Source organism: Algibacillus agarilyticus, from assembly GCF_003286125.1.
In the GTDB taxonomy this organism is placed as follows: Bacteria; Pseudomonadota; Gammaproteobacteria; order Enterobacterales; family Alteromonadaceae; genus Algibacillus; species Algibacillus agarilyticus.
In genome coordinates, this window is sequence record NZ_QMED01000007.1 from 161,842 (window position 1) to 185,390 (window position 23,549).

16 protein-coding genes are annotated in these 23,549 nt (G+C 38.1%); 10 read left to right on the forward strand and 6 right to left on the reverse strand.

Annotated elements, in window-relative coordinates; genetic code table 11:
* Positions 1-71: 71 nt before the first annotated feature.
* Positions 72-887, forward strand: a complete 816-nt coding sequence (locus tag DPX34_RS08070; protein WP_111977901.1) for an ABC transporter ATP-binding protein — start codon at positions 72-74, stop codon at positions 885-887.
* Positions 884-2,113 carry an ABC transporter permease gene (locus tag DPX34_RS08075; protein WP_111977902.1) on the forward strand — a complete coding sequence of 410 codons (1,230 nt, stop codon included), beginning with the start codon at positions 884-886 and terminating at the stop codon, positions 2,111-2,113. Before DPX34_RS08070 ends, DPX34_RS08075 begins: the two co-directional genes overlap by 4 nt.
* 262 nt (positions 2,114-2,375) lie before the next feature.
* Here the strand turns inward: DPX34_RS08075 and DPX34_RS08080 are convergent, their stop codons facing one another.
* Entirely contained in the window at positions 2,376-3,536 is a 1,161-nt protein-coding gene (locus tag DPX34_RS08080; protein ID WP_157964661.1) for an ABC transporter substrate-binding protein, read from the reverse strand.
* 397 nt (positions 3,537-3,933) lie between these two features.
* Here DPX34_RS08080 and galE point away from each other — a divergent pair, with 397 nt between their 5' ends.
* Together galE and DPX34_RS08090 are read left to right on the forward strand one after the other, a co-directional pair.
* A complete protein-coding gene (gene galE / locus DPX34_RS08085; protein ID WP_111977904.1) occupies positions 3,934-4,947 on the forward strand; it encodes a UDP-glucose 4-epimerase GalE in 1,014 nt (337 codons plus the stop codon).
* A 245-nt stretch (positions 4,948-5,192) separates the two neighbouring features.
* Positions 5,193-6,176 (forward strand): aldose epimerase family protein, encoded by a 984-nt coding sequence (locus DPX34_RS08090; RefSeq protein WP_111977905.1) that lies wholly within the window; start codon positions 5,193-5,195, stop codon positions 6,174-6,176.
* Positions 6,177-6,417: 241 nt separating this feature from the next.
* On the opposite strand, the gene DPX34_RS08095 is transcribed toward DPX34_RS08090, so the two are convergent.
* Positions 6,418-8,535, reverse strand: coding sequence for a lipoxygenase family protein (locus DPX34_RS08095; RefSeq protein WP_111977906.1), 2,118 nt, complete (start codon positions 8,533-8,535; stop codon positions 6,418-6,420).
* Positions 8,536-8,881: 346 nt separating this feature from the next.
* Here DPX34_RS08095 and DPX34_RS08100 point away from each other — a divergent pair, with 346 nt between their 5' ends.
* The 5 genes from DPX34_RS08100 to DPX34_RS08120 all read left to right on the forward strand — a co-directional run bounded on the left by DPX34_RS08100 (position 8,882) and on the right by DPX34_RS08120 (position 19,093).
* Positions 8,882-15,559 (forward strand): response regulator, encoded by a 6,678-nt coding sequence (locus DPX34_RS08100; RefSeq protein WP_111977907.1) that lies wholly within the window; start codon positions 8,882-8,884, stop codon positions 15,557-15,559.
* 564 nt (positions 15,560-16,123) lie between these two features.
* Positions 16,124-17,170 carry a tRNA preQ1(34) S-adenosylmethionine ribosyltransferase-isomerase QueA gene (queA, locus tag DPX34_RS08105; RefSeq protein WP_111977908.1) on the forward strand — a complete coding sequence of 349 codons (1,047 nt, stop codon included), beginning with the start codon at positions 16,124-16,126 and terminating at the stop codon, positions 17,168-17,170.
* A 33-nt stretch (positions 17,171-17,203) separates the two neighbouring features.
* Positions 17,204-18,070 carry a TraB/GumN family protein gene (locus DPX34_RS08110; protein WP_111977909.1) on the forward strand — a complete coding sequence of 289 codons (867 nt, stop codon included), beginning with the start codon at positions 17,204-17,206 and terminating at the stop codon, positions 18,068-18,070.
* A gap of 107 nt (positions 18,071-18,177) precedes the next feature.
* On the forward strand, positions 18,178-18,579 hold the full coding sequence (locus tag DPX34_RS08115; protein WP_157964662.1) for a DUF4124 domain-containing protein: 402 nt from the start codon (positions 18,178-18,180) through the stop codon (positions 18,577-18,579).
* 94 nt (positions 18,580-18,673) lie between these two features.
* The gene (locus DPX34_RS08120; protein ID WP_157964663.1) at positions 18,674-19,093 is read left to right on the forward strand and encodes a DUF4124 domain-containing protein; all 420 of its coding nucleotides are present in this window, start codon (positions 18,674-18,676) and stop codon (positions 19,091-19,093) included.
* 107 nt (positions 19,094-19,200) lie between these two features.
* On the opposite strand, the gene DPX34_RS08125 is transcribed toward DPX34_RS08120, so the two are convergent.
* The 4 genes from DPX34_RS08125 to DPX34_RS08140 all read right to left on the reverse strand — a co-directional run bounded on the left by DPX34_RS08125 (position 19,201) and on the right by DPX34_RS08140 (position 22,605).
* A complete protein-coding gene (locus DPX34_RS08125) occupies positions 19,201-20,598 on the reverse strand; it encodes a tetratricopeptide repeat protein (protein WP_111977912.1) in 1,398 nt (465 codons plus the stop codon).
* A gap of 229 nt (positions 20,599-20,827) precedes the next feature.
* Positions 20,828-21,313 carry a hypothetical protein gene (locus DPX34_RS08130; protein WP_111977913.1) on the reverse strand — a complete coding sequence of 162 codons (486 nt, stop codon included), beginning with the start codon at positions 21,311-21,313 and terminating at the stop codon, positions 20,828-20,830.
* Positions 21,314-21,331: 18 nt separating this feature from the next.
* Positions 21,332-22,036: an anti-sigma factor family protein gene (locus DPX34_RS08135; protein ID WP_111977914.1), complete on the reverse strand. Its 705-nt coding sequence runs from the start codon at positions 22,034-22,036 to the stop codon at positions 21,332-21,334.
* 11 nt (positions 22,037-22,047) lie between these two features.
* Complete coding sequence (locus DPX34_RS08140; RefSeq protein WP_111977915.1) at positions 22,048-22,605, reverse strand: RNA polymerase sigma factor; 558 nt, start codon at positions 22,603-22,605, stop codon at positions 22,048-22,050.
* 206 nt (positions 22,606-22,811) lie between these two features.
* On the opposite strand from DPX34_RS08140, the gene DPX34_RS08145 reads away from it, so the two are divergent.
* Entirely contained in the window at positions 22,812-23,504 is a 693-nt protein-coding gene (locus tag DPX34_RS08145) for a phytanoyl-CoA dioxygenase family protein (RefSeq protein WP_198673652.1), read from the forward strand.
* Positions 23,505-23,549 lie beyond the last annotated feature (45 nt).

Genomic DNA, 23,549 nt, shown 5'->3' on the forward strand with positions numbered 1-23,549 from the left:
ATTTATACGTAGATTTCGCTTTACACTCTACCGTAGTGAATTAAAAATGATAAGGGAATTAACAGAACATTATGATAGAAGTTAAGCAAATATCGAAGCGTTTCCCACTAAAAGATGCCAAGCTGGTTAATAAAGTGGCAAATGATGACCCGAGAGTGAAAGGTCGTTTTTTTAATGTCCTGAATAATGTTTCTTTTCATTGTCAGCAAGGCGAAGTATTAGGGCTGCTTGGGGCTAATGGTGCAGGTAAAACGAGTATTTTACGTACGCTTTCAACGGCGTTAACACCGAACTCGGGCCATGTTTTGTATGAAGGGCTTGATGCTCATGAAAATAAATTGGCGATCAGAAAAAACATCGGCTTTTTATCGGGTACAACGGGGTTATATGAGCGTTTAACAGGGCGTGAAAATTTAGCTTATTTTGCTAAATTATATGGCGTAAAAGATAATGATTTTAAGCGAGTATTAGATGAACTAACGGAACAGCTTGGCATGGCTAGCTTTTTAGATCGCCGATTTAGTGATTTTTCGACCGGTATGAAGCAAAAAATAGCGATCGCACGAGCTGTGATCCATGAACCCAAGGTTATTATATTTGACGAGCCAACAACGGGTTTAGATATTGCGGCGAGTGAAGTCGTGTTAAGTTTTATGACTCGATTGAAAGAGCAGGGCACGCCGATTATTTTTTCGACTCATCATTTGGCCGAAGTCGAGCGTTTATGTGATCGCGTGTGTATTATCCATCAAGGTGAAGCTAAATTTGAAGGGTCGATTGACGAGCTTAATCATTTAACTGGACATGATATTCTGCAAAAATCAATTCTCTCTGTTATGTCGAATAATGTCATGACTAACCCCATCGCACAGGATGTCCCCGCATGATAAAAACTATCTATTTAAAAGAATTAACGGAGTTAGTCCGCGATAAAAAAACGCTAATTTTTATGATTATGCTGCCGTTATTCATTTTTCCTGCCTTATTTGGTTCAATTACATTTTTTGCAGCTAAAACAGTACAAAAAGAACAAGCACGGGTATTAACCTATTGGGTTGCCAATGCGACAGAAAAAAATGCAATTGTTGACTTACTTGCACAAGAAAGTGGTTTTAAAGCTTATGTTGATGAGAGTTCAGATAGTGAAAGCGCGGTTGATCATAAAACTGATGATTGGGAAAAAATGGTGCGTTCAGGCAAAGTAGATTTTGTGCTCGAAATCCCCAAAACGTTTGATGATGAATTAGCGACTAATGTGCAAAGCCAATGGCAACTGCATTTTAATAATGCTGAACTCACTACTTCTGTTTGGCATCGAGTTAATGGTTTGGTTAATCGACTCAATAAACAACTCACCCATGATAAGCTCATTCTGTTAGACGTGAGTGACGCTGAAATAGCTGGGCTTGTTCATCCTATACAATTAGTGAAAGTGGATATTGCCAAAGCGAAAGAATCATTAGGCACTAAACTGGGTGGCATGATCTCTTATATCTTACTGCCGTTATGTTTAATGGGGGCTATTTACCCTGCGGTTGATATTGGTGCCGGTGAAAAAGAGCGCGGTACATTAGAATCTTTACTTATTGCCCCCGTGAGCAGTATGCAATTGGTGCTGGGTAAATTATTGACGATCGTAACAACATCCTTTTTAAGTGCCATGATGGCGGTTATCAGTTTGGCCTTGTGGGGATTCATATTTGCTCAAGCTTTGGCGGTTAAAGCCATATCCGATATTATTGGTACACTTGGCTTAATGGATTTAGGTTTAGCTTTGTTGATGCTGGTGCCTGTTATTCTATTTTTCTCTGCACTCGTTTTAAGTATTTCAATCTATGCTCGTAGTTTTAAAGAAGCACAAAACTATATGGCGCCTTTATCATTTTTAGTTTTTGCGCCTTTAATTATTGCAATGTTACCGGGTATAAACCTAGATTGGCAATGGGCTATGGTCCCTATTACGAATGTGGCTTTAGCCATAAAAGAAATTTTAAAAGGTGATTTTGATTGGCTAATTATTGGTTTTATTTGGTGTTCACAATTTATTATTTCGTTATTTATGATTTTGTTCGCCGCGTTTTGGTTTAAACGTGAAGCGGTGCTATTCAGGTAACATTTATACAGAACGTATTATTGATAGTGTTTAATTGAGTGTGTTTAATTAAGTGCGTTTTATTATGAAAGTAGGCGATAAACAGTGATGCAATTTATTGTTATTTTTATGCTGTTTTATCGCGCTTTGAATTAAAACTCATAAACGATACGCAAGGTGTTATTGGTTTCAAGCACCTTGTTTATTCTTTAGGGGGGCGTCATATAACCATTTACTGAGTAGGTAAAGCTCATTTTTGTTAAGGTGGGTGAATGTTGCTTGGTTATTCAAGAAGAGTCATTAGCACTTTGTCATAGGTTAAATCCCACTTTTCTTGGCTCGGGTTTAAATAACGTGAATAAACAGTAAAATCTAACTTTTGCCACTCTTGGTATACAACTAAACGTTCTACATGTTCAATTTTGTCATCTATACGGCTGAGTGACTGTTTAACTATTCCATCATATTGCGCATAAAAATCTAAGCCGTGATGATAATCATATATAAGCGCTAAGCTTATTGCGCCATCTAAAAAGTGTCCGCCTAAGCTAGTCGTTAAATCTCCTGATTTATACAACGCGATCCCTTTGGGAGACCAGTCCATTCCACCTATAACGAGGTGTTTATTAGGTTTTAAGCCAATCTTTTTGATGTGAATAATCGCTTGTTCTGCGGTCGGCTCATCATTAACGGCCCATACAATACCAATATTTTTAAACCGCTCGAATAATCGATTAAGTTGAGATTGAACCCGGGTTAATGTCCAATCGGTGTAACTTACCTGTTTTAATTTAAAGTTTTGACTTTGCTGAATACTAAACGCTAAGCCTTGGTTGCGCATTGCGACTGCTGGGTTTTCTCTTGGACCGGTAATGCCGACTACTTCATTGTTTTTAATGCCGAGTTTTGTCGCCTTTTGCATCAGTATATCGGCTAACAGTCTACCGGCCTGATAATCATTTGGTGCGATATGTCCTATCCAACGAGTATATTTCTCTCGGGGCTTTTTAACGATATTGAGTTTGTGTTCGGTTACATCATTGATTATTGAAAATAGTTTTACGTTGTTAGCTTCAACCAATTCGAGTAGGTGTTCTGTTTTTTCTAAGAAAAATCCAGTGATCAAATAATCGATATTAGGTGTCTCTTCGATTGTTTTTTTTGTTAGCTCATAATGATAAAAGCGGTTGATATAATCACTATGGGGGATTAATGCCAGTGATAAATTGATATTGAATTGCTGGGCTGCAACTTTCATATTTTCTATCACTAAAGTCCAAAAAGGATTATCTTTTTGAGCCGGTACGATAAACATCACATTGATAGGTGATTGACAAGTCAGGTTTATATTTTTAGTTGTGTGTTTATTTATACTTGAGCCCGCTTTTAAGCTGGGATTGAGGCAGAGTGGTCTTGCTTGACTTGTTGTAAATAGAAAGCTCAAAATTATCAACAAAATAAATTTAATGCGGTTCAATTGTATGAGTCCATTTCTGCAACAGCGTATTGTAATTTTAAGCTATAAACGCATTTTCTGCTTTGATATCAGATTAATTTTCAACCTATTTTATATTGTGCGAGAGCGACTCATCTTTATTTGATCTGATTTTGATGTTTGCGTGGGGTAAAGCCCAAAAAGGCTTGTCTTTTTTCTTATTATAATGGTAATTTTTTGATGAGATCTTTAATTTGTCATGTCAATTGATCTCAATAACCGATAAAATGAATATTCGACAATTAAGCTCAGTTTTTTTATTGAACTCAGGTTTATTTTTTTATTCCCTGAGGGAGAACGTTCCCATTGGGCTTTTGTACCTAATTCAGACAACATAGGAATAATTATGAAAGTATTAGTAACTGGTGGTGCCGGCTATATTGGTTCGCATACTTGTATTGAGCTATTGAATGCTAACCATGAGGTTATCGTTGTGGATAATCTAGGGAATAGCAGTGAAGAGTCTTTACGCAGAGTAGAAAAAATTTGTGGCAAAGCGCCTTTATTTATTAATGCTGATATCCGTGATGAAGCTGCACTTGACGCCATTTTTTCTGCGCATAATGTTGATGCCGTTATCCATTTTGCGGGTTTAAAAGCGGTTGGCGAATCAACCCAAATTCCATTAGCTTATTACGATAATAATGTGAACGGTTCACGTGTTTTAATGCAAGTTATGGACAAGTTCAATGTCAATACGTTAGTCTTTAGTTCTTCTGCAACGGTTTATGGTGATCCGGCCACCGTTCCAATTACTGAAGATTTTCCACTCAGCACCACTAACCCATATGGCCAAACTAAATTAGTTGTTGAGCAAATGTGTCGTGAGACGGTTGCTTCTAATAGCGATCTTTCAGTGGTGTTATTACGTTATTTTAACCCTGTTGGGGCGCATGTTTCAGGCACTATTGGTGAAGACCCTAAAGGTATTCCTAATAATTTAATGCCATTTATAACACAAGTTGCTGTGGGTAAACGTGAGTTTTTATCGGTATTTGGTAATGATTACGATACAGTTGATGGCACGGGTGTTCGTGATTATATTCATGTTGTTGATTTAGCGGTTGGGCACTTAAAAGCGATTGAAGCTTTACATGGAAAGGCCGGTTGTCATACGTTTAACTTAGGTACGGGTCAAGGCTATTCTGTTCTTGAAATGGTAAATGCGTTTTCTAAAGCATGTGGTAAAGACGTACCTTACAAGATTGTTGATCGTCGCCCAGGTGACATTGGCCAATGTTATGCTAACCCCGCTTATGCAGAATCAGTATTAGGTTGGAAAGCCGAAAAATCATTAACTGATATGGTTGAAGATTCTTGGCGCTGGCAATCAAATAACCCTAATGGTTATGCCGAGTAATGGATTTAAGCTTGAAACGTCCGTCGTTTTGAGCGCATCTTTATTTAATAAACGCAGTATGACAATTCGTTATTGTCAGCTGCGTTTTTTTTTAGTTATGCTTTAACGCCTGTAGATAGAAAGAATAAAACTGACAAATCACGACTGTCGATAATGCGCTATTTAACGCGGTTAGCCAGTCGGGTTAGCTTTAACACAAAATAATATTTAGAACTCTCTTTAAAAACACAAGTGAAGTAAATGACATGACAGATTCTTTGAAAGTAATAACATTAAAAAATGCGAATGGCATGCAAGTTGAGTTATTGAATATTGGTGCTCGTATTCGCTCTATTAAATTTCCGGTTGCAGGTGAATTAACTGAAATGACCGTCGCTTATCAAAATGTCGACAGTTATGCCGATGATGTTTTCTATTTAGGTGCAACTTGCGGACGAGTATGTAACCGCATCGCAAAAGGACAATTCGCCCTGAATGAAAAAACGTATCAACTGGCGATTACCAATGGCGAAAATTGCTTACACGGTGGCGAACTTAATTTTTCTTATCGTTATTGGCAGATTGATAACAGTCAAACAACAGAGCAAAAAGCTGTGTTTAATTTGACCTCAGCAGCGGGTGATGAAGGTTTTCCGGGGCAATTAAATGTATCTGTTGTTTATACGTTAACCGATGATAACCGCGTTGAAATAACCTATTTAGCCGATAGTGACGCTGACACGATTATTAATTTAACTAACCACTGTTATTTTGATTTAGGTGAAAAAACCAGTAACAACTTGTTATTGCAATTAGAAGCCGCGAGTTATTTACCACTTAATGAGCAAAGTATTCCAACAGGTGAATTAAAAGCCGTTGGCCAAGGCGATTTTGCTTTTCGTGAATTTGCGCAGCTTGGTGATCGTCAAGCCAAAGCAACTGATGAGCAAGTATTAGCGGCGGGTGGTTTCGATCATTGTTATGTACTTGATAACACGCCATTCTCGCAAGCTAAAGCCACTCTTGTCTCAGAGAAAAACCAAGTTAAATTACAATTGTTTACCGATCAAGCCGGTGTTCAGTTGTATACCGGACGTTATTTAGGCGGTGAGTTTGATGGTTTTCAAGGCGTGTGTTTAGAAGCTCAAAATTTTCCTGATGCGATTAACCATGCTCATTTCCCTTCGCCTATTTTGCGTAAAGGCGAGCAATACAAACGCGAAGTGGTTTATCAGTTTAGCGCATTATAATATGAGTCGAATGCGCGGGCTGACATAATAAAAGGTGCGATTTACGCACCTTATAGTCTTCTCGCTCAGGTTTTATGGTTCATTGTCAGCGCTTACTCGCCCCAATCACATAGTAGAGCATATGCTCATGGCGTCTCGAAGCTTGACTGCTTTGCTTACATGGATGTAAGTACTTAGGTTTCAGAAACCTGCCCCTAAAACCCGATCGCTTTGACTATACATCCATCTTTTAACACAATTTTTAGATACTAATACTATTCGGTATTTGTGAAGGTAATTGAAATGGATATTCCATTGGCCGTTTTTTATTACGCTTTCTGATTTCTATTTCGATTAAACTTAATTCTTCATGTAGATCACATAAAGGCTCCGCTAACCTGTCGTCGGCAAAATAGGATTGACGTGGGTTATCACTATAATGGCCAAACGTATCGTATTGCACGCCGGTTAATAAATATTCAAACAAAAAAGTATACATAGAGACATCAACCGGTGGGTACCATTTAATGCAATCATTTTCGTCTTTGATTTCAGTCTCTTTAGTGGGAGCCGGGTTATAAATTGTGCCCGCGACACTAGGCATATACGACATTAACGGGTATTGAGCATAGTTAACCGAAGCATGTTGCGGACCCGCTATATAAATGATTTGTGCAATCACTTGAATTAAGTATTCTCGGTTAGTTATTTTGTATGGTTGATCTTCATCTCCTGTTGCCGTTAACCCATTCATGCCTTTAATACCCACCAATTTAGGTGAAACCATTTCTTTGATCCAGCCTTGTAATTCAATATCGTTAACGACATCTTCATCTGATGTGTAGTAGGTTTCAATATAGGCTTTCACCCATTTTTGTGTTGATTGCCAAAGTAATAAGGTATCGTCTTTAAAGGGGAAGTTCTCGATGGTGTCGACACCGCGCAATGCAAATATATTTTCAGGTGAGTTATCATCAAAACGCCATTTTTTATGTGCTTTAGAAACTAAGTCCCAGGTATCTTGAATGGCGGGGCCGACATTGGTAGCCACCACGCCACCGGGCACAATTAAGCTATGCAAAGCACTATTGTTTATATTAATAGTGAAACGAAAATGCGGTTTTAATAACACCATTAAAGGGTGCTGTGCGGCAAATTGGCGGTTAGCGGCGACAATCATAGGGTCTATGGTTAGATGACATGAACCTAAATGAGCGACGGCTTCATGTTGAATGGCGCAGCAAACATTGACAAAATACTTAGCAATACGCCATTTTAAACCATTTTCATCATTAGCTTCTGCCGCATCAGTTGGCGTAAAAATAGGTGAGTCAGTGGCATCAAACGCTTGTGATAATTGAATGGCGATAGGCTGCATGACGCCATTCGCTAAGGGGGGATAACCCGCTGGTGCTGTTGGATTTAAATAGAATAACGCGATGGGGGCTGCTAGATAGCGCTCTTTATTATGTACGGGTATCGCTTTGGCACCTTCAAGCTGGGCATAATCTACTGCAAATAATCGATTATTTGCGATCGCACTTTCTAATGTTAACGTGTTATCGCCTGTTTCAGCTTGCAATATAGCATCGGTAATCGGCATTTTTGCTTTTAATGCGGCTAACGCAATTATTTCGCTACCCACTGGTGATGTGATTTGAACGCCTCGTAAATTGGTTGTATTAAATCCTCCGATTTGAATATAACCAAAAAACCAATCTTGCAAACAAGGTTTATCGGTTCCTGTCATCCAATCTTGTGTTGGAATGGTCAGCATTTGCGGTAAATCGAGTGTTGCAAATAAACTTTCATAATCTTCGATTGATTTGGCTGCCAAATAATCTCGACCTTCCTTTGTGCTAACGGTGTCGTATAAGGTATCTTTTAAAAATGCAGTGCTACCTTCACGTAATGCTTCTTCGGTTACATCTTTAAAACCACTGATTATTTTTTCAATGTCACCTGGTAAATGAGCTAAATTTTCTAACGCTTTTGGTAGTTTACCAATAAACCCAATGACTTTTTTTAAGGCGTCTAGTTCGTTACCTAAGTGACGAAAATCAACACCATTAGATAATTCTTCAGCGGCTTCTTTTAATTCATTGAGTACATTTATTGATAAATCATCGGCAATTTCTTTGGCGATGATTTCCTTCACTACGGCTATAAAGTTTTTGGCAATTCGTTGTGCAACGGGTAAAACTTTGGCGTAGTAGTCAATAGTAAATTCTTGTTCTTTAGGTAAATCAGCTGATAGTGGCACATCGTCGATATAAGAGGTCATGTAATTATAGTTGGTTCGGTTTAATGATATATCGAATTGGCGTGATGCTTGTTGTTCAGGTGTATCATGTTGCGGAAGCGTCGGGATTGTACTCATGAATTTATCCTTTTTTATTGTTATCAATTAATGACTTATTAAATTTAATGTTAGCGATATTATCTTGTTAAGTTGTTATTAATCTTTTTTGAAATAAGAAAACCACTGGCTTTTTATGTTTTATAAAACAGTAATATCAATTTTTAGCCTTGTTCGGACTAAAAAACAAGGTAACGCTTTATTTTTAATAATAAATTAGTTAACAATAGGGTAAAAATAAGGCATAAAAATTAGTGTTATTTGTAAATTCGTTAATAATTAAAACCAAAGAATGATCGAGTTATATACTATAACGTCTTTTTTCAGTTTTTTTACGTTAAGTTAAGGCAAACCAAGGTTGTAAATTATGAAAATAGGTTCTTATTCGGTGACGGATATTCGTCATGTAAATGGAAATGTGTCGTTAGCCAATGCGCGACGAGAAAATGGAAAACCTGTTATTATCAAGTACATAAACCATGAGCATCCTAGCCTAGAAATGACGGCGCGTTGGAAACATGAACTTGAAATAATTCAACTCTTGTCGACGACATACGCGGTTCGTATGGTCGATCTTATTGCCACAAACACTATTTTAGCTGTTGTATATCAACCGCATTCGGCAACAACGCTGCAAGATTTAATTAATAAAAATCAGTTAACATTAATTGATAAAATAAGCATTGCTTGTAATTTAGTCACGGCTGTGAGCGATTTGCACAGCCGAGATGTTGTTCACCGTAACTTAACGCCAGACAATATATGGGTTAATTTAACCGATCACAAAGTTCAGTTATCAGAGTTTGAATTATCGACACAATTAAAAACGGAATATCCATCAGATAACAATATATCACTTTGGAATTCGCTTGCTTATATGTCACCAGAGCTGACCGGGCGTACTCGTTTAAATGTCGATTACCGTGCTGATTTTTATAGTTTAGGTGCCGTTTTATATTATTTATTTTTAGGTCAAAAACCCTTTTTAGTTTCAGAAGCCATGGCATTGATCCATGCACATATCGCGACTACACCTAATGCACTTGCCATCCTTGATCCGAATATTCCACTGGTATTATCTAACATTGTACAAAAACTGTTAGCAAAAAGCCCTGATGAACGTTACCAAAGTAGCTATGGTATTTTAGAAGATCTTAAAAGTTGTAATTTGCAATTGGTGCAACAAGGCAGTGTTAATGATTTTGCTATTGCACAGCAAGATTTGCCAGAGCAATTTTGTTTGCCACAAAAGCTATATGGACGTGAAGCTGCTCTCGATTGTTTACTCGCCGCTTTTGATCGTGCGAGTCGTGGTAAAGCCCAATTATTGGCAGTTGCTGGCTATTCGGGTATTGGTAAAACGGCATTGGTTAATGAATTACATAAACCGGTATTAGCCAGAAGAGGTTTATTTGTTAAAGGTAAGTGCGACCAATATAACCGTAATCAACCTTATACCGCACTTGTGCAAGCATTCGATCCACTTATGCGACTGTTTTTATCTGAATCACCTGCTAAAAAAGCCTATTGGAAAACCACGTTGATTAAAACGCTGGGTGATAATGCCGGCGTGATCACACAGATAATCCCAACGTTAAAAGAGTTAATCGGTGAGCCTAAAGAATTAACACCTTTACCGCCGGCAGAAAGCGAAAATCGATTTTTATTAACCTTCGCTAAATTTATTAACGTGCTTTCTTCCGGAGATGCATGCTTAGTTATTTTTGTGGATGATTTGCAGTGGGCTGATTTGCCCACATTAAAATTATTAGAGCATCAGCTCGTAAATGAAAGTGAATCTAATCTACTCATTGTGGGCGCGTATCGTGATAATGAAGTGGGGAGCATGCATCCACTCATTTCAATGTTGAATTCAGTGGAACAGCAAGCAGCACAATTTGAAAGGCTGATATTGTCCCATTTGTCCTTACAAAATATTAAGCAACTCATACATGATGCGTTTAAAACGGATGCAGGCAGTAACACGCAATTAGCGAAATTATGCATCGAAAAAACAGGTGGCAATCCTTTCTTTTTAAATCAGTTTTTACATACTTTACATGAAGATAAGCTTATTCATTTTAATCGCCATTATGGTTTGTGGCAGTGGGAATTAAACAAGATACGCATCTGTAATACGACCGATAACGTTGTTGATTTAATGGTGAGTAAATTACAAAAGTTACCCGCGAGCACACAGCATTTATTATCTGTAGCGGCTCATTTGGGCAACCGTTTTGATATGGCGTTATTGATCACGATAACCGATCAAAAGGCGCATCGTTTAGCTAACGATTTATGGCCTGCATTGCAAGTCGGTTTGATTGTCCCGATTGATGAAGATTATAAATACAATCAATCACCTGATGTTATACAACATGCCAAATATCGTTTTTTACACGATAGGGTACAACAAGCTTCTTACACCCTAACTCATGATAACGACCGAGCTCAATTACAGTTAAACATGGGGCGACAGTTATTAACTTATTGCGAAAATGATATTGTTCTTGATCGTTTATTATTTATCGTTTTAGAGCAATTTAGTAAATCGCTAAGTTTAATCACCGATGAAAAAGAAAAGCAAAAATTAATTGCGTTATATGTGCGAGGGGCATTAAAAGCGAAGTTATCTTCAGCATATGCGATGGCATGTCGGTTGCTTAAAACGGGAAAAACATTACTTTCTGCTCATTCATGGATTTCGATCCCTAAAAATACGTTAATGCTTTATCGAGAATTGGCTGAGTGTTCATATTTATCAGGCGATTATGATGAAGCTGATAAAGTCTATGAACTTGCTATTCCGCAAGCGCCCAATCTAATGGCCAAAGCGGCTCTTATTCAAACACAAGTTGAACAATATCAAATTCAAATGCGGTTTATGGAAGCGATCGATATTGCACTTTCTGCATTAACGTTATTTGATATTAAACTGCCTCAAAATGAAGAAGAAGCTAAAGAACAAGTCATCTCGTTATTTGAGCAAACTGAAAATTTGCTTGCTCAGTATGATGAAGCAGCCTTATTAGCGTTACCTGAAATAGCGGATGAAGCGATCGCACAACAAATTAAACTGTATGATGCATTAATCACGCCTTTGTATTTAACCGGTCAGCAATATCGTTATTGTTTTGTTGCCAATAACATGGTCCAACTCTCGTTAACACATGGCCAATGTGATTTAACGGCCATTGCCTTTCGTTCTTATATGGTTTGTCGAGCTCGGATGTTGAGGCCATATCGTGACTGTTATCAAACAGGACTCTTGGCCACTAAATTTGCTAATGCGCGTGGTAATCGCTACCACGTTTGTGGTGTTTATCAAGTTTTTTCAACTGGGTATCAAGTCTGGTGTGAGCCCATTGAAAATTCATTTGGGCATTTACAACGTAACATTGATTGGGGGGCAGAAGGGATCAATTTAGTCTACGCCGGTTATTCAGTGATCACGTTAGCCATTGCAAAAATCATAAAAGGCTGCAATTTAAATGAAGTGGAAACACAAATTCGTCGGGGTTTAGAGTTCATCACACTCTCTCATCAACCTATGGCTGCACAATACGTCTATGTTTCTTCTTTGCAGCCCGTATTAGCCTTGATGGGCAAAACGTACTCGGCCATGAATTGTGATGATGCTGAGGTTTCAGTTGGTGATATATTAAATCAAGATTACGCGACACCATCGATGGAACTGGCATTGCACACCCACGCAATGATCCGCAACGCCTATTTGTTTGATGATGAAGCGGCGCAAGTTAAATTTGCCGCTAACTTGCCGCTGGTTGATGCATTTATGCCTGATAGTTCATTGACGATAGAAGCTAATTTTTATGGTGCATTAACGTATTTGCGTTTTGCGATAAGGCAACCCGATGAATCGCTGCATTATGTAAACTTAGCGAATGATTTATTAAGTAAGTTTACACTTTGGGAAAACGACTGCCCAGAAAATTTCTCTCATAAAGCATTGTTGCTTAAAGCTGAACTTGCAGTTGTGCAAGGTGAAAATGAAAGCGCAATGGCTAATTATGCTCAAGCTATTGAACGCGCTAAGCAAGATGATTATTTGGCTTGCGAAGCGTTAGCTAACGAACGTTATGCTTATTTTTTGCAATCGATTAATCAAACCCAAGCCGCGGTTTATTTTATACAAGAAGCTTATTATCTCTATCACCGCTGGGGGGCGATTGCTAAAACTGAGCATATCGTTGAAAATTGGCCCAATATTCGCTTTTCTACCCGTACCGAAATTCAACAATCTGATCACCTGATTGATCTTTCAACGGTGCTTAAAGTCAATCATATTATATCGAGTGAGATCCAACTCGAAAATTTATTAATTAAGCTAATGGGGTTGTTATTACAAAATGCAGGTGCCGACAGAGGGGGCTTAGTAACGGTTGAAGATGAAAGTTTATACTTACATGCATTGGGTAACATTGAACAAATTAATACGCTAGATGCATTGCCACTAGAAGAAGATGATGCCGAGGCATTGTTACCCCATAGTGTGATCCGCATGGTACATGTGTCACACCAACTCTGCTCTTACAACCGACCCGCGCAAGCCGCTGAATTTTGTCAAGACCCGTATTTTATATACAATCAGCCGTTGTCTATCACCTGCTTGCCGGTGATCAACCAAGGAAAAATGGTTGCCATTGTTTATTTAGAAAACCAGTTAATCGAAGATGCGTTTAGTGATGAGCACATCGCGATGCTTGAAACGATTGCAGCACAAGCTTCGGTGTCATTGTCTAATGCCTTATTATACGACACGATGGAAAAACGGGTAGAGCGACGTACTGCCGAATTAGTACAGGCTAAAAAAGCGGCAGAAGATGCGACTGAAGCTAAATCTAATTTTTTAGCTAAAATGAGTCACGAAATTAGAACACCGATGAATGCAGTTATCGGATTTAGTCGTTTAACGCAACGCACTAATTTGAATATTGAGCAACGTGATTACGTTGATAAAATTTTAGATTCGTCTCAGTCATTGCTGATGCTCATTAACGATATTTTAGATTTCTCTAAAATTGAAGCAGGCAAGATGACCATAGAGCAAGTGCCTTTTGATATCGACAAAGTCATACAGCGCGCTGTGGCGGGTTGCATTGTTAAATCATCAGAAAAAGGCATTGAACTGATCACCTACATTGAGCCGGGTTTACCCAGTGTGGTATTAGGTGATCCGTTGCGTTTACAACAAATAATTACCAACTTAACCAGTAACGCAGTTAAATTTACCGACGAAGGTACCATTGCGATAGAAGTTAAAAAACTGAATGTTTCTGAAGGGTTAAAACTGCAATTTAGTATTAAAGATTCAGGTATTGGTATGACACGTGAGCAACAAGCGCGTTTATTTCAATCTTTCAGTCAAGCTGATGAATCGATTACCCGTAAATATGGTGGCACGGGGTTAGGTTTAACTATCTGTAAGCAATTAACTGAATTAATGGGTGGTGAAATAGCCGTAACGAGCCAATATGGTAAAGGCTCTACGTTTAGTTTTAGTATTATGGTTGAGTCTGCCATTAAAACGCCTATTCCTGAACCCGCTGCATTGTCTGAGCTTGCCTCATTGAATATCTTGGTGGTTGATGATATCGAGCTATCGCGTCGTGTTTTGTTAGATGCTCTTCATTCGGTAGGTGTGCAGGCACAAAGTGCACAAAGTGGCCAAGAGGCGATTGCCGTATTGCGCGACGCTAAGCAAAAAGGCGCACCTTATGATTTGGTTATTATGGATTGGCGTATGCCGGACCTCGATGGCATTGAAGCGTCTCGGTTAATTAGTGCTGAATTACAATCGGCGATGCCTAAAATATTAATGGTGTCGGCTTATGATAAAGATGAAGCTAAACGCCAAGCGCATGATGTGGATATTTCATATTTTATTGAAAAACCTATTGAAAAAACGCAGTTAATCGACTGCTTGTTAACGATGGTTAACGGCGCACAAATAAATGAACCTGTTCATAAAAAATTAGACAGCATACCTAATTTAAGTCATTGCCAAATACTATTAGTTGAAGATAACAAATTGAATCAACAAGTCGCGCTTGGTTTTTTACAAGATACCCACGCGAAAGTCGATGTGGCCGATAACGGTGAAATCGCGGTAAAAATGTTGCAAGTAAAAAGTTATGACTTGGTGTTTATGGATATTCAAATGCCTGAAATGGACGGTCTAACCGCGACTCGTGTCGTCAGAAATGCCTTTCATATCCAAACGCCTATTATTGCAATGACGGCACACGCAATGGAAAGTGATATAGAAAAAAGCATTAATGCCGGCATGAATGCCCATCTTGCCAAACCTATCGAACCTGAGATGCTCTATAACGTGTTGCGTGAGCATTTAAACGTGACAGAATTTGCTGAAATAGAAAACTCTGTGCTTGATATCACAGCAGAGCAAAGTTTAGTCAGCTCTTTAGCTGATATTAGAGGCATCGATGTTAATAAAGCATTGAAGACAATGGGAGGCAAAGAAAAATTATATGAAGGGCTTGTGCGTAATTTTGCCAGTTCCTATCAAGATATCGCGCAGCGGGTTAATGAAATAGACTACCTGGCAGATAAAGACGCTTTATTTAGACTGGCTCATTCGCTTAAATCAAGTGCGAGCTATGTCGGTGCTTATGAGCTCGCTAAATTGTCGGCCCAGCTTGAAATTGCGGTTAAGAACGATGATGACATTGCGATTTTGAGTCCAGCGTTAATTAAGCAAACTGAAGGTATTGTTGAAGCGCTGCAAGCACGTATAAACCTGCATCAAGCGGTAAATAGGGTTGAGAAAGAGGTGGATATAAAGGCGATTTCAGAGCTTATAAATAAACTATCGCCTTTACTTATGCATTTTGATGCGATGGCAGAAGATGCTGCCGAGCAGTTGCATATCGCCTGCACCGGAACTGAGTTTGAGTCGTTAGCACGAACTTTATATCAATATGCTGCTGATTTAGAGTTTGATCAAGCGCAAACACAACTTCAGCAACTTGAGCAAGAGATTAGACTTAAAGCGACTTCCTGATCATACGTTTAGATATTCATTTAATTCAAAGGTACATCACAGCGACTGATTTGGTGTCAGACTCAATGTGAAGCTCTGTACGGCTGCACTTGTTTTATTGGAAAAGAAGATAGATCTTGTGCGCTTTTTTGAATGAGTCAATCCAGTCTCTTAACCTTTCCCCGGTTGAAATATTCAAAATATCAAATTTTAGGCAAAAAAAAGCCCAGTTTATAAAAACTGGGCAACAAATGTCTTATAGACACTCAAGCACTAAATAAGGTACTCAAAAACAACAATTTCAAAGGGGACTTGGATAACCAAATCGTGCAAGCATTATATCTCTATTTTGTAATTAAGCAACATAAATATGAGTTTAGAGCTAATAAAATACCATAAATCACGTATTTAACCCTTTATTAACACCATATTTACAAGTTTAGTTGTAATTTAATTACAGAATGTTGTTTAAGTGTATTAAATTAACGAACTGTTAACGTTGTCGTTGCATCAGCTTGATAATTGTTGGTTGTCGCTCTAGACTATGCGCATATTTATACAGTGAAACATAGGTTTCTTTTAACAATGCGCGTATCTGATTTTCATTTTGACTTGCCTGACGACTTAATAGCCCGATATCCAACCCCAAATCGCACCGATTCTAAATTACTGACGCTCGATGGAACGTCTGGTCAAATTAACCATAAACAGTTTACTGATATGCTCGATTTGGTTAATGAAAATGATTTGTTGGTTTTCAATAACACCAAAGTCATCCCTGCGCGTTTGTTAGGGCAAAAAGTAACGGGCGGCAAAATTGAAGTCTTGATTGAACGAGTGTTAGATGATCAACATATATTGGCACATGTTAGAGCAAACAAAGCATTAAAGCCGGGTAATGAAGTTATTCTTGAAAACGCGATAAACGCTGAAATGGTTGATCGCCAAGGGGATTTGTTTCGCTTAAAAGTCACAAATGATGAACCGATTTTTGATTTGCTTGAACGTTATGGTCATATGCCTTTACCGCCTTATATCGATAGACCTGATGAAGGCAGTGATAAAGAGCGTTATCAAACGGTTTATGGCACAGAAAAAGGCGCGGTGGCAGCCCCGACAGCGGGTTTGCACTTTGATGAAACCCTGCTAAAAAAATTGAATGACAAAGGTGTTAAAACGGCTTTTGTAACCTTGCATGTTGGTGCGGGTACGTTTCAATCGGTCAGAGTTGATGATATCACCGAGCATAATATGCATTCTGAATTTGCCATCGTGTCGCAAGATGTTGTTGATGCTATTAAGCAAACTAAAGCTCAGGGTGGTCGCGTTATTGCCGTGGGTACAACATCGGTGCGTAGTCTAGAAAGCGCAGCACAAGCTGCACAATCATCAAATGCTGATGCTTTGATTGATACCTTTCAGCAAGACACTCAAATCTTTATTTACCCAGGTTACGAATTTAAAGTGATTGATGCCATGTTCACTAACTTCCATTTACCTGAATCAACATTGATCATGTTGGTTTCGGCATTTGCGGGTAAAACGAATATTTTAAAAGCCTACAATGAAGCGATCGCTCATCAATATCGTTTCTTTAGTTATGGTGATTCAATGTTTTTAACCAAAAAATAAACGGCTATAAAGCCCTCTAAAGGAATAATAAAAATGATTAAAAAAATCGGAAAAATATCAGCGCTTTGTTTACTCGTTGCGAGTGCAAGTAGTTTTGCTGCGTCGCCTGTATGGAAAGTGTCAAAAGGAGATCAAACTCTATTTTTAGGGGGGACAGTTCATGTATTAAGTCAATCTGATTATCCGTTACCTGATGCATTTGATAAAGCGTATAAACAAGCCAAAACATTAGCATTTGAAACCGATTTACTCGCCGCACAAACGCCTGAGTTCTCGCAACAATTGATGGCTAAAATGATGTTTAATGATGGCCAAACGTTAAAATCAGCCTTAAATGCTAAAACGTATCAAGCATTAGAAGCTCATTTAAGTAGCCGTGATGTTCCCATTGCTAACATGCTGCAATTCAAGCCAAGCATGATGTCAATTACTTTAACTATGATTGAATTACAGCGTTTAGGTATGGCGGGAACAGGCGTTGATGAATATTATTTTATGAAAGGTCAGGGCGACGCTAAAAGCGTATTAACACTTGAAACGCCAGCGGAGCAAATCGATTTTTTAGCTAACTTGGGTCAAGGCCAAGAAAATGAAATGATTGAGCTTTCACTTAAAGATGCTAAAGAAATGCCTGAAATGATGGGTAAATTAAAAACGGCTTGGCGAGTGGGCGATAATAAAGCATTGGCTAAAGTCGCTTTAGATCCTTGGGTTAAAGACTTTCCTAAAATGTACAACGATTTAATTGTTAAACGTAACAATAACTGGTTACCGTTGTTAGAAAAAATGCTTAAAACACCTGAAACTGAGTTGGTATTAGTTGGGGCTTTGCATTTAGTAGGCGATGATGGTGTATTAACATTACTGAAAAAGAAAGGCTACACCATCGAAAATCTTTAACTGCAGTTGAAATTGTTATATTGAGAAGCTAAATTTAATTGAGTTAGAAAAGGGAACAATACGCTTTAACTTGATCTTAGCTTCTCTGTTTTTTAAGGATGAAAAATATGACCTTGCCCCGTGCTTATCTACTTTCTACTTTTTTGTGTTTATCGTTTACTTGCCATGCCGAAATTTATAAATGGGTTGACGACAACGGTGTGGTGCATTTTTCACAACAAAAACCGTCTCAACGCCAAAATGCTGAAGAAATAAAAGTGCGTGAGAGTAATATTAGTCAGCCGGTAAATGTTGTTCCTACTGTTTCACGTTCATCTAATTTTGCTAAAAACAATAAGCAACAAAACCAAGAAGAAAAACCTACTCAAGCTGAATGTAAACAAGGATTAAAACGTTATTATGCGATGTTTTCTGATGCTGAAAATAATTATTCAGGTGCCGAGAAAAGAGCTTATATAGCGATGCTTAACTATAAAATAGCCGCGGCTAAAAAAGCCTGTTACGGTTAATGCTATATTGAGAAGCTAAATTTAATTGAGTTAGAAAAGGGATCAATCCGCTTTCAGTTGATCTCAGCTTCTCTGTTTTTTAAGGATGAAAAATATGACCTTGCACCGACCTTATCTACTTTCAGTTGTTTTGTTTTTATCTTTCCTCGCTCATGCCGAAATTTATAAATGGGTTGATGAAAATGGTGTTGTACACTTTTCACAACAAGCGCCAACCGAAGTTCATAATACTGAAGCAATCACGGTACGTGAGCCTAATATCAGTAAACCGGAAGTTGTGGTTCAAACTGAAATAAGTGGTTCTGCTCATAAAAAGAAAATTAGCAAAAAATCAAATCAATCGCAAAAATCAAAAGACGAGTGTTGGAGCCGAGGGAATAGTTACGGCTTTTTAATTGCTTATGCCGAAGAAAGTATGTTTGGTAAAGAAAAAGCGGATTACATTGCGATGATGACCGCCAAAAAGCGAGCATTAGAAAAAGAGTGTGGTGATAATTCTAATGCTTGGCAATAGTTACCTTGCTTTAAGTTAGCACCGCTATTCAATCTTTGTTATCAATTAAGTGAAAAGCGGCTCAAGTCTTGTTTATTACTTAGGGCGTTATAAATAATTAAATCGTCCTAAAACTGGTAGCTCACACCTAACATCATATTTTGCTGGTCATACTCGTAACTGTCTATATTTGAGCTATTGTCTGTTCTGTTTATTTCACCGGTAATTGACCAGTTCGGGGTGATTTCATATTCACCATCTACCGATACATAAAATCGTTTGTCGCTGCGAGTCGCAGATGTTGTATATTCGGTGCTTTCTTCTATTCCTGTATCAGTGACATCAACAATCGTGAACGTCGCTGAATTCGTGTCAATGTACTCACTCATACGGTAATTTGCATTAACCCCTAGATGGAAGTCTCCCCACTGCCAAGCTCTACCCGTTGATATTAAGAGTCGGTTGGTCGAGTAACTCGTAAAGCTTGTTTCGGTTAAGCGGTCGTTGCGTCTGTCTGCCGTGAACTTAGCACCGAAAGTCCATTGCGCGTTGCCTGTGCCATACCACCATTTAGCCGCTAAACGAGAGCTGGTACCTGCGATATAATGGTATGCTGAATCGTCATCGCTGACTCTTTTTAGGTAACCACTCAGCTTAACGGTGTTTGAGCTATTCAACTTAGTTTTGTATCCAACACTGAGTTTTTGGTTACTAATATAAGGTTGTCCGGCTAAATTGATTTTATCGGCACTTAATTCTAAATACAGTTTGTCTTTGTTAGCTAACGGAAAATATTTACGGCCCGACAAGCTGATCAAACTAATATCATAATCGCTTGCTTGAGAATATTGGTTGCCATAATAGAGTAAATCGAGCGACCAGTTATTTTTTTGCATAATACTGGCGGTGGCCAATGTTTCTATAAATTGATCTGATGTGTTAGAGGCTGAATCTTCGTCCGGTTCTAATACATTGTTGTCGTTACCATAGCTTACATTAACTAATGCTTGCCAATCTAACTTATTAGATTGAGCGAGTGTGCTATGAGTTGATACTTGATAGTTGCCTTGTTCTTTTAAGGCTTTGATTTGTTGGCTCGCTAAATTGATTAGTTTGTCATCTTCAGCCCAAAGAATAATATGCTCAAACGTTTGTTGTGCTTGACTAAACTTTTTTAATTTTTTGTAGGTGACGGCAATATTGTAAGTAACGACGGTCGCACTTTGTTCATCAATGGTTATTTGTTTGAAATACGATAAAGCTTGTGGCCATTTTTTTAACTTAAAGTGACATATGCCGATGTTGTACAGGGTACTATCAAGTGGCTCTAGATCTTGTGATGCAAGATAAAAGCTCAGGGCTTTGGAGTAATCTTTTGCTTTAAATAAAGAGTGACCTTGGGTGAGTAATTGTTGATATTCAGCGTTATCTGCTGATGTATCTTTTGCATGCACATTGAGTGTTGTACCCAGGCTAACGGCGAATATACTGGCGCATACAAAATTGTTCAAGGTGGTTATTTTCATAAAAGAAAGCTCACTTTTTAAGAAAAATTTCTAAAATTGAATGGGGTTTGATCGACATTTGAGAAGTGTATTGGCGTCAAAAAAGCGTGGATAAACTAAAAACAGCCTACCCACGCTAACACCTCAACTGGTTCACTACATTAAAATGTATTTATATCTGTTATTAATAACTTGCTTAAGCCGTTTTAGATATATGTAGCCGTTCAGGATCTAACCGTAAAACTGCAGACTATTCGTCAGCTGCTTCACTTTGTTCACGTCTTTTCTCTTTTAGTTCGCGTCTTTTTTCTTTAATCGCGTCTCTTTTTTCTTTTGCTTCCGTTTTCAATTCAGTGATCGTTGTTTTTAATTCTTCGTTGTTTTCAACGTAAGTTTTTAAGCTTTCACGATCTTCTTTACGTTTTTCGCGTAATTCGAGTTTTTTAGCTTCAAAAGCATCTTGGTCGCCCGAGTCCTTTAAAAGCTTAAGTTCTGCCTTTTGCGTTTCACGTGATTCTTTTTGAGCATCAATTTCGTCTTGCGTGATATCGCCTTTTTCAAGCATATAGTCAAGAACTGTACTGCGAATTGGTAAGCCTAATCTATTACCACGCTTAACTTCTTGAGTCGATACTTCCATTGTTACATCATCTAAATCGACTGTTTCAGCTTGAATATTTAAACTGGCAGCAAGTAATGTTGACGCTAAGCTAATTTTTAACATTTTTGTATTCATGATTTTTATTCCAATAATTTAAACTGTAGTTGAGTGCAAAGTCGCTGAGTTTACTGAGCTTTGCGTTTGGACTTGAGGCGTAATCAAGTTCACTTTTAATTCAAAATCCTTTTGTTTATTTTTATAATTAATATTAGCCATAAAGCTTAAAGCTTTATTTAAATCCATACCGGCGGCTACCTCGATAGGGAGAGAAAGCGTATTTGCACCTTGTTTTAAATCAACCGGCCAGCTGAAACTGTCTAAATCGTTTAAACCAGCAAGCTGTACATTGTCAGGTAACGTTATTTTTAAATCAGCATTTGGCATGTCTTCAGGCACATAAATAACCAATGTTACTTCAGTCGAAAACCCTTCACTGCTCACTAGCTGTGGTATTGCAGCTGTATCTGAATGATTAAATTGCCAAGCCGAAAACAACGCCACAAAAAATACAGAAGCGGCTATAAACCCTTTCATAAACCCAAAGTTATGATGCTGAGGTGCAGGTTGTGACTTGGCATTACGTAATAATTTAGCCGAGACGCCTGCTTCTAGGTTTGGGGCTGTAAACTGTCGCATTGTTAACAGGTATTCTTGATGTTCAGCCATCGCAATTTTACAATGTTGGCAAGTTTCAATATGCTCGAGTGCTTGTTTTTGCTGCTCGGCAGATATTTCTTGGCCAATTGCGGTTTGGTCACACAATTCATTTATGTTTTGCTCTATAAATTCACAGTTCATTATTTTTACCTCTACTGACATTGACGTATCGCAACGTCAGAAGGTTGCAGTTTTAAATAATTTTTTAATTTAGTACGTGCTCTATGCAAATCTGACTTGAGTGTACCGACGGGTTTGTCCATAATCTGACTGAGTTCAACTAGGCTATAACCTTCAATATCATGCAAGCTGACAATTGCTCTTTGGTTATGAGATAACGTTTGCAAACCAATTAACACTTGTTGATGCATTACGCTTTCGTCGTGATGGTGCTGTCGAGCAGTTAAGTTTTCAATATTGCTTTGTTCTAAGCTGTCATTCATTTTTTGTTTTTTATCACGTCTGCATTGGTCAATAAATTTGTTATATAAGCAGCGCATGAGCCAAGGCTTCAATGTTTTAACTTGGTTTAGCTTGGCTTGGTCTGCATACAAATCAATCAGTAAATCTTGGATCAGATCTTCTGCATCTGATTTTTGCCCTGTATATTGATAGGCAACTTTAAATAGCGCATCCATATGGGGGGCTAGTGTTGCTTCAAAGGCATGCTTATTGCCGGATTTTATAAAAAATGATAAAACTTGATTCATAAATTCATTTATCCGTTTGACCGTTTTAATAACTTGTTTTTATACAAGACGACGTTGGTTGCAAAAAGGTTGCAATTTAATTTTAAAAAATCTAATTGCTTATTCATATCTAATAAATGTAGAACTAAATTAGCTTATTTATGGATTTGTATGCAGCAACATTACGTAACTTTACAGAATTTCCTTATTGATGAAAGGTGCTTAAATTGAGCCTGGCAAACTTGAATGTAGACCATGATGGTGTTGAGGTTGTGCCTCAGTTTATCGATGTTGAAGCAATGACTGCTTTGCAGCTTGAAATGATGAATTTAGAGAAAACGCTATCATCCAAAAATAAACGAGGAGGGATCCGTAATTTAGAGAAGAAATCCCCTTTAGTATTAAAAATGTCGCAATCTAGTGATGTAATAACATTAGCAAAACGATATTTATCGGGTAAACCTCAGTTAGTACGCGCTATCTTTTTTAACAAAACCCCTAGCAGTAATTGGTTAGTTAGTTGGCACCAAGACAAAACGGTTGCGGTTTCAAAACGTTTTGATTTACCAGAATGGGGACCTTGGAGTCTTAAAGAAGGCGTTAATCATGTTCAAGCGCCTTTAGCTGTACTTGACGATATGATCACCCTGCGAATTCATTTAGATGATTCAAACACGTTTAATGGTTGTTTAAATGTGATCCCCAAAAGTCATGCTCAAGGGCTTATGCGCCAATCTGAAATCAATAATATTATTTCTCAAGATAACATTTTTACGTGTCAGGTAAAGCGAGGCGACATTTTAGTGATGCGACCACATTTGTTACACTCATCGCGTAAAGCCATTACCCCAACACAACGCAGAGTGATTCACCTAGAGTATAGTAGTTATACTTTACCTGTCGGTGTTGACTGGGCTTAAGTTACGCTACTCTTCTTTAGCTCCCTATTACGTGTCAGGTTAAAC